Source organism: Thermococcus onnurineus NA1 (genome assembly GCF_000018365.1).
GTDB classification, from domain to species: Archaea; Methanobacteriota_B; Thermococci; order Thermococcales; family Thermococcaceae; genus Thermococcus; species Thermococcus onnurineus.
The window spans coordinates 1,627,867-1,639,776 of record NC_011529.1; the positions used below are offsets into that span (position 1 = coordinate 1,627,867).

Annotated in this window: 11 protein-coding genes; 10 read left to right on the top strand and 1 reads right to left on the bottom strand. The window is 48.6% G+C overall.

The window, feature by feature from the left end:
• Positions 1-411: 411 nt before the first annotated feature.
• The 8 genes from TON_RS08985 to TON_RS09020 all read left to right on the top strand — a co-directional run bounded on the left by TON_RS08985 (position 412) and on the right by TON_RS09020 (position 9,638).
• Positions 412-2,787: an ABC transporter substrate-binding protein gene (locus tag TON_RS08985; protein ID WP_337998371.1), complete on the top strand. Its 2,376-nt coding sequence runs from the start codon at positions 412-414 to the stop codon at positions 2,785-2,787.
• Between the two features lie 200 nt (positions 2,788-2,987).
• Positions 2,988-4,031, top strand: a complete 1,044-nt coding sequence (locus tag TON_RS08990) for an ABC transporter permease (protein WP_012572727.1) — start codon at positions 2,988-2,990, stop codon at positions 4,029-4,031.
• Between the two features lie 11 nt (positions 4,032-4,042).
• Complete coding sequence (locus tag TON_RS08995; protein ID WP_012572728.1) at positions 4,043-5,503, top strand: ABC transporter permease; 1,461 nt, start codon at positions 4,043-4,045, stop codon at positions 5,501-5,503.
• Between the two features lie 10 nt (positions 5,504-5,513).
• Positions 5,514-6,473 (top strand): ABC transporter ATP-binding protein, encoded by a 960-nt coding sequence (locus TON_RS09000; protein ID WP_012572729.1) that lies wholly within the window; start codon positions 5,514-5,516, stop codon positions 6,471-6,473.
• Positions 6,474-6,483: 10 nt separating this feature from the next.
• Positions 6,484-7,491 carry an ABC transporter ATP-binding protein gene (locus TON_RS09005; RefSeq protein ID WP_012572730.1) on the top strand — a complete coding sequence of 336 codons (1,008 nt, stop codon included), beginning with the start codon at positions 6,484-6,486 and terminating at the stop codon, positions 7,489-7,491.
• Positions 7,492-7,524: 33 nt separating this feature from the next.
• Positions 7,525-8,001: a hypothetical protein gene (locus tag TON_RS09010; RefSeq protein WP_012572731.1), complete on the top strand. Its 477-nt coding sequence runs from the start codon at positions 7,525-7,527 to the stop codon at positions 7,999-8,001.
• The gene (locus TON_RS09015; RefSeq protein WP_012572732.1) at positions 7,998-8,759 is read left to right on the top strand and encodes an NAD+ synthase; all 762 of its coding nucleotides are present in this window, start codon (positions 7,998-8,000) and stop codon (positions 8,757-8,759) included. The genes TON_RS09010 and TON_RS09015 overlap by 4 nt, the downstream gene beginning before the upstream one ends.
• Before the next feature lie 9 nt (positions 8,760-8,768).
• Positions 8,769-9,638 carry an EamA family transporter gene (locus TON_RS09020; RefSeq protein WP_012572733.1) on the top strand — a complete coding sequence of 290 codons (870 nt, stop codon included), beginning with the start codon at positions 8,769-8,771 and terminating at the stop codon, positions 9,636-9,638.
• On the opposite strand, the gene glnA is transcribed toward TON_RS09020, so the two are convergent.
• Positions 9,635-10,966, bottom strand: a complete 1,332-nt coding sequence (gene glnA, locus TON_RS09025; protein ID WP_012572734.1) for a type I glutamate--ammonia ligase — start codon at positions 10,964-10,966, stop codon at positions 9,635-9,637. The genes TON_RS09020 and glnA overlap by 4 nt on opposite strands.
• Positions 10,967-11,185: 219 nt before the next feature.
• Between glnA and TON_RS09030 the strand changes: the two genes are divergently transcribed.
• Entirely contained in the window at positions 11,186-11,593 is a 408-nt protein-coding gene (locus tag TON_RS09030; protein WP_012572735.1) for a DUF61 family protein, read from the top strand.
• Between the two features lie 5 nt (positions 11,594-11,598).
• Complete coding sequence (locus TON_RS09035) at positions 11,599-11,874, top strand: hypothetical protein (RefSeq protein WP_012572736.1); 276 nt, start codon at positions 11,599-11,601, stop codon at positions 11,872-11,874.
• Positions 11,875-11,910: the final 36 nt, after the last annotated feature.

The following is an 11,910-nucleotide window of genomic DNA, read 5'->3' on the forward strand; positions in this document are numbered from 1 at the left end:
CCCGCACGGGGATGAAGACCTAAGGATTTTAAGTTTTTTGCCCTATCGCCCATTTCCATGACTGTCTAAAAGGTAGCTAACGATTTTTTCGGGTTTCCCCATAATTGTGAAATCTTTTTTTTGTGATTTATCTTGTTTTAACTATTTGTTTTTAATAAAACTGTCTCCAGAAGACGCAAATAAAAAATAAAGTAACAAAAACTTTAAAACTGGTGATCTCAGCCAGGAATGCTTTTTTTCATCGGGAATACTTTTACAAGAACGTAACCCTTAAATAGGCTTTCAATGTATATTGTCATGCCATTGTACACCACATATGGCAACATTGCCAAAAAGTGAAGGAGGCAGTGGAATATGAAGAAGGCTTTGGGATTGTTTGTTATGGGCTTGATGCTGTTTAGTTTGTTTTTTGTGAATCCAGTGAGTGCCTATACCGACGAGGAACTCATCAAGTACGGCCTTGAGGCTCTCGGAACCACCTACTACACCACTCCCGACAAGCTGGGAGACATACTCCAGTGGACAGAGGACGATCTTACGCACCTTACTGCAGAATTCTCCTATGAGAAAGATGGCAAGACTTACACTGTTGAGTCCCCAGACCAGTTCTGGGATCTCGCTAAGATAGCCCTTGGTCTTGGTATCTTTGAGAGCCCAAGGGTATTCATAGTCGAGAACTGGGAGTTCTATCCGGCCAACAAGCAGAGGGTTACCAAGATACTCGCCGACCCGAACGTTGGTATCGGAACCCGCTGGAACGTCATGACGGCTGAGACTCCGGACAAGAAGCTCAAGATCGCCCAGTTCGCCTCTACGGGTGCCCTCTTCATGGATGCCATTAACCCGATTGGAGGTATAACCAGTGTCTACTCCAACAGGGTTATGAACCTCATAACTGACTATGGTGGTTCGACGAACTTTGATGGTGTTTACGCTCCGTACAGGTGTACGTGGACCCTTGAGAAGGGCGAGTTCACCGTTCCTGAGGATGCCGTTATTTACAACCAGACCCAGGGCTGGATTGCCGCTCACGCTGGTGAGTCTGTTCCTGTTAAGATTACCGTTAAGTGTGACGTTGGGGAGTGGCACAACGGCGTAAAGGGTGACATCAACGACATAAAGAACTATATTGCCTTCCTTTACACGTGGGCCTACCAGGACACTCCGGACGACAGGTACTATGACCCCGGTCTCTCTGGAACTGCCAGCAGGTTCACCCAGGTTTATGGATTCCAGTGGACTGATGATGGTTATGTGGTTTACGGTACTTACAAGCACCCACTTGCTGATGACATGACTGCTAGCTTCTATGTCTATTACCCGAGCATGCCGTGGGAGCTCTACTGGGCAATGGGTGAGCTTGTCGCTAGGAGCAAGGACTATGGCATTGACAAGACCTACTCCTTCAGCAGCAGTGGTGAGGGCGTCCTCTGGCTCGACCTCCTTACCAAGGAGCACGTTGACGACCTTGTTAAGGTTATTAACGACATAATTAACGGCAATGCTAAGGGCAACTTCCCAGGAATTGACTGGAACGCCGCCAAGGACAGGCTTAACGCCGATGTCCAGTTCTACAACACCTACGGCCACATCTTCATAAGCAACGGTCCGTATGTCCTTACCAAATATGACCCAGGAGCACTTTACCTCGAGCTTAGGAAGTTCACCGGTGAGAGGACCGTCTTTGGTGACACCCTCCCGAAGGAGGGCTATGCTGAGGAGATAATCTACCAGGGTGTCCAGAACCAGGAGACTGTTATCCTCCAGATCGCCAAGGGTGAGTACGACCTTGGTATGTTCGCCTTCGCCGCTGGAAAATACCAGGGCCTTGGTTCGGACATTCTCTCCAACCTTAACCTGTACAAGAGTGCTAGCTCGTACAATGAGCTGACTTTCAACACTTGGCATGACCCGGACAAGGATGCTCCGATCGTTACCGTTGGTGACAAGGTTTACTTCAACCCGTTTGCCGTCAGGGAAGTTAGGTTTGCCATGAACTGGCTTATCAATAGGGACTACATCGTCCAGAACATCTACCAGGGTAGCGGTGCTCCAATGCTCGGCTGTATAAGACCCAGCCACCCAGCTGCTAAGTACATCAATGTCGTCTACGAGGCTCTCGGTCTCACTTCAACTGGAAACGAGAACTATGCTCTCCAGCTCTTTGAGGAGGGCATGAAGAAGGCTCAGGAGCAGGTTGCCAAGTACGGTCACACTCTTGAGAAGAAGGATGATGGTTACTGGTACTTCGACGGTGAGCCAGTAACTGTCAAGTTCATTATCCGTATCGAGGACGAGAGGAAGGAGATTGGCCTTTACGTCGCTGACCTTATCGAGCAGAAGCTTGGCTTCAAGGTTGAGAAGCTCCTCTGGGACAGGCAGAAGGCAGGTGGAGTTGTCTTTGCAGAGCCCCCAAGCAACTACAACTGGAACATCTACACTGGCGGATGGGGTGCTGGTGGACTGCCGAGCCAGTGGATTGACGGCTACAGTGCATTCTTCTACACCAACTGGGGAGGATACACTCCGAACGGTCAGGGCCCGGAGAACGGACACAAGAACACTGCTACCGTTGCTGAGTTCCTGACCTACATCGGCAAGTTCTACGCTCCGGCTGAGACTACCACTACGACCACCACTACCACTACGACCACCATCGAAGAGACTACCACCACTACCACTACGACCACCACTCCGAGCGGAACCAGTACCACCACTTACGTCCTCGTCGGCCTCGTGATAATCATCATTGCCGGCGCAGCCTGGTACTTCACCAAGAAGAAGTGATTTCGTTCTTTCCCTCTTTTTTGTTTCTGTTTTGTTGACTCTGTCTTAGCGTTCTTGTGATGCCGCTTTCTGATGAGGGAATTAACTTTTCTGTGCATTCTGTGAAAATGTGTACATCGATGCAGTAAGATATATAAAGTCAGTTTTACAATGCTGAAAAAGATACATCAAACACGAGCAACCTACGTGGGGGTGAAAGGATGGGGTATCTCAAGTACCTTGCGTTTAGAATTGTGAACGCAATTATTGTTCTCTTGATAGTGACATTTATTATATCGGCGCTCTTCGTTAAGGTTGCCGAGGAAAGCAACAAGGCCGCGATGTTTGAGGAGCTTATGAACTGGGATAAAACCGAAGGTAAAATCATTAAGCAAACTGCAGGTATAGAAGAATATGAAAAAGTGAAAGCCACTAAAATAGAAGAACTTAGAAGAAAGTATGAGCTTGATGTCCCCTACTGGGAGAAGGTTATTAACAAAGCAATTCGTACTCTCGAGTTGGATTTTGGCACAACCAAAATGCCAATCTTCGGAACTAACAACGTTTCCAAAATAATTAGAGTTGCCCTTCCGAGAAGTGTGGTGCTCTTTACAACGGCAACAATAATCACGATTATACTGGGCCTTTTCCTTGGAGTTAGGGCAGCTAGGCACGCTGGGAGTGTTTTCGATAGAGCATTGTCAGTCTTTGCGTTGCTCACGTATAGTCTACCAATGTGGTGGACAGGAATGATGTTTATACTTATCTTTGCATACAAGTTTGGCTTGTTCCCAATGTCCTCAATGTTTGAACCAAATGATACACTTATAGATAGGATACACAAGCTAGCACTTCCAGTACTCACGTATGTCTTTGTAGCTTTCGGTGGATGGGCATGGACTACCAGGAACATCATGATTGGTACCCTCCAGGAGGACTTCATCATGGCTGCTAGGGCTAAGGGTGTGCCAGAGCACAAGATTATCTATGGTCATGCCCTTCGTGCTGCTGCTCCGCCAATAGTGACTATGGTGATCTTCGCCCTCCTTGGTTCACTTGGTGGTGCAATAATCAGTGAGCTTGTCTTCAACTACCCTGGAATGGGCAGACTTTACTGGGTTGCCCTCCAGCAGAATGAGACCAACCTCCTCATAGGACTGACGTACTTCTTCACAGTGCTCTACCTATCGGGAGTCGTCCTCGCTGACATGGTGTATGGATTCCTCGATCCGCGTGTTAAGGTCGGTGCTTCTGCCAAGATGTGAGGTGATTCACGATGAGATGGGTTGACATCAAAGAGGGATTTAAGGAATTCCTTGATGAATTCAAGAGGGAGAAGACCGGCATAGCCGGTGTGGTCCTCCTCGTCATACTAGTGCTTGTTGCACTTACGGCTCCTCAAACTACTATCCCTGATCTCCCAACAAAGTGGAGAAACTCCCAGTACTGGGAAGAGAACCCGAAAAATGTTCCGCCTACTTGGTATAATATGTTTACATCTCAGAAGCTGATGCCTCATTTGGTGTATACTTTGAACGATCCTGACGTTAATGTGGTTACTCAAGACAAAGATACCATAATAACAGTAAATTACAATGTTCCAGAGAATTACTATTATGGGCCCCAAGGTATCATCATAAACGGTTTCAATGTCACATTGAATAGCCCAATCGGTGTTCCCACAATATCAGTTTACCTTATTCGTCCAGATGGCGATAAAGTATTGCTTGTAAAAGACAAAGAACTGAGTAGTGACGTTACAATAGCTGTTGGAAGGGATAGCGAAATATCAAAAATGATCTATATGTGGCTCGTCTATAAAACCACTGGCCAAAATATCACTCCTCTTGATGTCCCGCTCCAGACAATACTCATCAACGATATGATTGCTCCACTCTTTGCAGATCTCACTGGAGCCACTGGCCCAGATGAGGTCATAGAAAATCCAAAGCCCCTTTGGGGAACATATAAACTTGAGATTGTTATACATCAGCCTAGGCCGGTTAATGAAGTTAACTATGATAACATCAAAATAACATTCCTCGGAAGAACCTATGGAACTATGGGAACAGATTACCTTGGCAGGGATCTTTGGGCTGGCCTGATCTGGGGTAGCAGAGTCTCAATAACCATTGGTATACTAGTTTCCATCCTTCAGACTATTATAGGCCTTATCTATGGAGTTACCAGTGCCTACCTCGGTGGAAACGCCGACGAGTTCATGATGCGTATCAACGAGATATTCGCCTCCATTCCGAGTCTGCCTATACTTATCCTCATAGGTGCCACTGCCGGACACATTACCCTCTGGTTCATAGTGGCGCTGTTGGTAATCTTCGGATGGATGGGAATCGCAAGGATTTCGAGGAGTATGGCACTCCAGATCAAGGAGCAGACTTACATTGAGGCAGCTAAGGCCCTTGGTGCTGGCAATGGTAGGATAATCTTCAAGCACATCCTCCCACAGCTGCTCCCGTATGCGTTCGCCGTTATAGCCCTTAGCGTTCCAGGTGCGGTTATCGCTGAGGCCTCACTGAGCTTCCTTGGTATCGGTGATCCGACGGCCGTTACTTGGGGTCAGATACTTAACGCGGCGCAGAATCAGGCGGCAACGACTAAGGGTTACTGGTGGTGGGTCATTCCGCCGGGACTTGGAATCGCTGTGGTTGGCCTTACCTTCGTGCTTATAGGTACGGCCCTCGACAAGATACTCAACCCGAGGCTCAGGAGGCTGTGAGGTGATATAAATGGCTAAGAACGTGCTCGAAGTTAAAGATCTCAAGATGTATTACTTCACCAGCAAAGGTGTCGTCAAGGCCGTGGACAACATCACCTTCAACCTCAAGAAGGGTGAAGTGCTGGGACTTGCCGGTGAAAGTGGATGCGGCAAGTCCTCCCTTGGTTTTACTTTAATGGGAATGCCCACTTCTCCAGGAAAGATAGTCAGCGGTAGCATCAAGATAGACGGGAGGGAGATAGTTGGTCTTCCGGAGGACGTGCTCAGGAAGGAGATACGCTGGCAGAAGATATCCATGATATTCCAGGGTGCAATGAACGCCCTCAACCCAGTTTACACCATTGGTTATCAGATGACTGAGCCCCTTATACTCCATAAGGGTATGGACAAGGACGATGCCCTCGACAGGGCCCAGAAGTATCTTGAGCTCGTTGGCCTCCCACCTGACATCGTCTATCGCTATCCGCACGAGCTTTCAGGCGGTATGAAGCAGCGTGTCATCATCGCCACCGCCCTGCTCCTCGAGCCTGATGTGGTTATAGCCGACGAGCCGACAACGGCACTTGACGTCGTTGTGCAGGCACAGATCATAAACCTCATGAAGAAGCTCAAGAAGGAGCTCGGACTGTCGATGATATTCATCACACATGACCTTAGCATTCTCGCTGAGATCAGCGACCGCGTTGCGATAATGTACGCCGGTAAGATCATCGAGATAGGTGACAGCGAGAAGATTTACTACGAGCCGGCTCACCCATACACCCAGAAGCTCCTCGCTGCTATACCGAGGCTTCACGAAGACGTTGAGAGACTTGAGTTCATTCCGGGACAGCCACCCAATCTCATCACACCACCAAAAGGATGCCGCTTCCACCCGAGGTGTCCGTACGCGATGCAGGTTTGTAAGGAGCAGGAGCCTGAGCTGAAGGAGATTGATAAGGATCACTACGCCGCATGCTGGTTGCTGTGAGGTGTGAGAGATGGCGGAGCCGGTACTCAAAGTTGAAAACCTTAAGAAGCACTTCCCAATCAAGAGAGGATTCATCAGCACCCTCAAAGGTGAGCCTCAGAGGTACGTGAGGGCTGTCGACGGCATAAGCTTCGAGATCGAAAAGCAGGAGGTCTTTGCTCTCGTTGGTGAGAGCGGCTGTGGTAAGTCAACCACTGGTAAGCTCATAGTCAAGCTCCTCGAGCCAACAGAGGGTAAGATATACCTTGAAGGCAAGGATGTTACCAACATTAAGACCAAAGAGGAAATCCTGGATTACAGGAGGCGTGTTCAGATAATCTTCCAGGACCCGTTCAGCTCGATGAATCCGCGTTTCAGGATATTCGACATTCTCGAGGAGCCGCTCCTCATACACGGCATTGGCGAAACCAAGGCCGAACGTGAGGAACTCATCTACAAGGCTCTTGAGATGGTCAAGATAACCCCGCCGGAGGACTACGTAGGAAGGTTCCCACACATGCTCTCTGGCGGTCAGAGACAGCGTGTCGCCATCGCTAGGGCGCTCATATTGAACCCGACGTTCATAGTTGCCGACGAGCCTGTTTCGATGCTTGACGTGTCCATTAGGGCAGAGATCCTCGAACTAATGAAGGAGCTCAAGGAGAAGATGGGCGTTACCTACCTCTACATCACCCACGACCTCTCAACGGCCAGATACTTCGCCGACTACATTGCAGTCATGTACCTGGGAAGGATCGTGGAGATGGGTCCCGCTGAGAAAGTCATTGACAACCCGCTTCACCCGTACACTCGGGCACTCCTCGCTGCAGTCCCAGAGCCGAAGCCAGAGAGGAGGAACGTCATCAAGGAGCTTCCAATTAAGGGTGAAGTTCCAAACGCCGCCGAGATTCCACCGGGATGCAGATTCCACCCGAGGTGCATCTACGCTCAGAAGGGACTCTGTGATGTCAAGCATCCGCAGCTCGTCGAGTACGAACACAACCACTTCGCGGAGTGCCACCTCGTTGGCAAGTACTGACTTCTCTTCAACATTTTCTTTTAGGTGAGATCCATGGGAACACTGAGAGAGGCGCTTGAGTATCCTTTTCTGAGGGCCGGCCTGATAATGCTCCTCTTGGCATTGATAATTTCTGCTATGGGGCTTTATGGGGTTGATAAGTCCTACTCATCCAATGGCACACTTGGTAAGGGCAGGCATTTTCTTGGAGATGAGGACTTTGAAAAGAGCTACGTCTATTACAACCGCACTCTTATCATCTCTTCGTCCAATTCGACTTTCTCCGTAATACAGGGAAACACTACAGAAAAATACACCCAGCTAAATGGGACCGTGAAGATAATACCCACGACCAGGCCAGTGATAGATGTTTTTAATGGAACCGTCAACTATACCTACACCGTCAGTGCGAAAGACTATCCCTATGCTATATATTCTCTCATAGCCTTCGTGCTCATGCTCGTGGGGACGGTTATGGCTTTTATAGGTTACACCCACTTCCTAAGGGATGTGAAGGAGGGTAAGAGATGAGGAGTTTGGACTACGATGCTGTGATTGAGAGAATCGTTTCTTTTATTCAAGGGAAAGTAGAAGAAGCAAGGGCAAATGGTGTCGTTGTAGGAGTAAGCGGAGGCATAGATAGTGCTACCACAGCTTATCTAGCTGTTAAAGCTCTTGGCAGGGAGAAGGTCCTCGGCTTAATAATGCCCTACTATGAGAACGGCGACGTTGAGGATGCAAAACTCGTCTGCGAGAACCTTGGAATCGAGTATAAGCTCATAAACATAAGGCCCATCGTGGATGAGTTTGAAAAAGCCGTTGGAGAGCTCGATGTTAAAAGCAAGGGGAACATCATGGCCAGAACAAGGATGATTCTCCTCTATGCTCACGCCAACTCTAGAAACTACCTCGTCCTTGGAACCAGCAATAGGAGTGAGCTTTTGACGGGTTATTTCACCAAGTGGGGTGATGGTGCAAGTGACTACGCACCGCTCATAAACATCTACAAGACTGAAGTTTGGGAGCTGGCCAAGAGCTTGGGTGTTCCAGAAAGAATTATCCAAAAGAAGCCAACTGCAGGTCTCTGGGAAGGCCAGACTGACGAGGACGAACTGGGAATAAGCTACAGACTGCTCGATGAAATTCTCTGGCGTCTCATCGACCTCAAGATGCCTAAAGGGGAGATTGCCGAGGAGCTTGGAATTCCGTTGGAGAAAGTTGAATACGTTGAACTGCTTGTCAAAAGGAGCGAGCACAAAAGACGCCTTCCATTGGGCCCTGAATTCTGAGGTGAGTCCATGAAGAAAGGCTATCTTTTCGTTTTTCTTGCTGCCTCAATGTGGGGGACACTGGGCATCTTCGCCAAGTATCTTGATGGCTTTGGGCTCAGTCCGTTTACAATGGTTTTTTACCGCGTTCTCTTTGCACTTATTCTCCTGGCAGTCTATCTATCCTTTCGAGGTAGCTTCTCCATAGAGCGTTCTCGCCTAAAGTTCTACGCCTCTTACGGTTTTTTCAGCATCTTCCTGTTCTATACCCTCTACTTTTATACGGTCACGATTTCCTCGGTTTCTTTTGCAGTTCTGCTCCTCTATACTGCGCCAATCTATTCAATAATCTTGGGCAGTCTGATTTTTAGAGAGCCTCTCAAGAGAGAGAAGGTTATCGCGCTGACAATGGTAATGACTGGGGTTCTCCTCGTTAACTGGGGCGATGTCCGGTTCTCTACGAAGGCCCTTATTTTCGGCCTTCTCACAGGCTTCACCTACGCACTCTACGGCGTTCTCGCCAAGTTAGCCGTCAGAAAGGAAGAGCCTGAAAAGGCACTCTTCTACACTCTGCTTTTTGGTATGATTTACCTTTTACCGTTCGCGGACTTCGGCGTTCCAGCGGGAGCAGTTCCCTACCTCTTCGCGCTCGCGTTCTTCCCGACTTTCCTTGGATACATACTATACAACCGTGCTCTAAAGGAGATAGAGGTCAGCAGGGCCTCAATAGTAGCTACGATAGAGCCAGTCGTTGCCATAATTTTGGCCTTTCTGCTATTTGAGGAAACCCTTACCATAAAACAACTCGCAGGGGCAGCCCTTATCATAGGCGGCTCGATGCTCATTCACATGAAGGAGGAAGAAAAACCTGAAGAAGTTGTCCTCGAGGAAGTGCATTAGATGTGGAAGTACCTCTCCAGTTCCCACTCCGTTACCTTTTTCGTCTCCAGTGGCAGCTCCTTTGATTCGAGGTATTCAACGTAGCGTTCCCACTCGAGCTCTTTGTAAGATATGAAGTTTTCGTAGGCCTTTCCGAGGGCCTCTTTGACAACTTTGTCCTTCCTGAGCTCTTCGAGGGCTTCACCCAGGCTTCCGGGTAGTGTATCGATGCCAAGTTCCTCTCTTCTGCTTTCACTCATCTTGTAGACGTTCTCTTCAACGTATGCATCAGGCTCGATCTTCCGCTTAATGCCATCAAGTCCCGCCATCAATATCGCTGCAAACGCGAAGTATGGGTTTGCGCTCGGGTCCGGGCAGCGGTATTCAATCCTTGCACCGTCACCCCAGAAGGCCGGAACCCTTACCAGTGCGCTCCTGTTCCTGTAGCCCCAGCTTATGTAGACTGGAGCTTCATAACCCGGAACCAGACGCTTGTAGCTGTTCACTGTGGGGTTCGTGATTGCAGCTAGAGCCTTTGCGTGCTTGAGTATTCCCCCGAGGAAGTACAGGGCCGTTTCACTGAGCTCATCCTCACCTTTGAAAGCGTTCTCTCCGCCCTTCCAGAGGCTTATGTGAAGGTGCATTCCGTTGCCGGGCATGCCGTAGAGTGGTTTGGGCATGAAAGTCGCGTAGAGTCCGCGCATCTCGGCTATAGCTTTGACGATGTACTTAAAGCTCACGATGTTGTCTGCCGTCTTTAGTGCCTCGTCAAATCTGAAGTCTATCTCGTGCTGAGCCTTCCCAACCTCGTGGTGGAGCACCTCTGGAACGAGGCCGAACACTGGCATGTAAAGGGCTATCTCTCTCCTCAGACTCCTTGCCTTGTCGAGGGTTATCAAGTCGAAGTAGCCTCCGCTGTCTGGTATGTGGAGTTCCCACGAACCGTTCTTTTTGAATAAGTAGAACTCTGGTTCTGGGCCGATGTAGGCCGTGAACCCCTCCTTTTCGAGCCTTTCCAGGACTTTCCTGAGAACTCCCCTCGGGTCTGCGTGATAGGGCTTTTCATCCTTGTAGATGTAGCCGTAAACTCTGGCTATGCCCTCCCATGGAATTTCGGCGTAGGTGCTTGGGTCTGCCTTGAAGATGAGGTCGCTGTCCTCTATTCCCTGAAAGCCTGGGATTGAGGAACCATCAAAGGTTATTCCATCTGTTATTGCCTCCTCGTACCTGCTCGCCGGTATCTCCATCCCCTTTGGAACCCCATTGATGTCCACGAATATCAGCTGAATGAATCTTGGGGATTTGGTGTAGACTTCATCTGTTCCCTCCGCCTTGACAATTTCGTTCATTTTTACCACCATTTACTGTTCTAGTGTTCAGTTTTAATGACAACTTGATGAACAATTTATCCAATAAAAGCATTTTTGTTGATTTCTTGTCATTATGACGAGAATGCGGGGTGTAGAGGGTCGATTGACAGAATTTTGTAGATTTCGTTCGTAATACTTGAATTATTCTACAAATTTATGTTAAACAAAGGTTTTTGGGTGTCAAGTGTATGCAAAAACATGCCCACAGCCGAAGATATTCTCAATAGGGAAATCGCCCGAGTGAACCTCCATCTGCCCTCTGCAAGACCTACACTCGGCCAGCTCATTAACGAGGATGAGCCAAAGGTTCGGCTTCGCGATGGCAGCTATCACTACTTCAAACGCTCTGAGCTCGAGTATCTTCGTTCCCTTATAGATGACGGTGAGGAGGATACCTTGAGAGTCCCAATAGTCTTGGAGATAAGCACGACTTACCGGGGATACTTCCGGGTTAGAGGAAGGGTAGAGGTCAAGGTTATAGACAAAATTCTCGGCACATACGATATACTAGAGGACAAAAGCGAAGGACTTTACCCAAGATACATTCTCCCGAAAATTAGAAAAGCTCTTCCTACGACAACGACATACGCATTCATAGCGGAGTGATAGGTATGAACGAGGACACAAAGGTTCTTCGGGACTATCTCCTCTTTACGGTTCCTCATGTGACGGTGTTAGCCGGGGCACTGCTGGGTGTTCTCCTTCTCCTCGGAGTTAAGCTTAACGTGGCCCTCGGAATCTTCACGATCTTTTACGGGTTCATGCTCCTCATCCTCGCATTGGTAATCAGGGAACACTTTTCTAAGCTGCTCTGGTACAGGCTTGCGGTGACTTTTTTTGTTGGTCTGGTTCTTATGGGGCTACTGCTTCTTTTTTATGGGGAGTAGCCTTTATATGGACAAAGTACAACTACCAATGGTGGG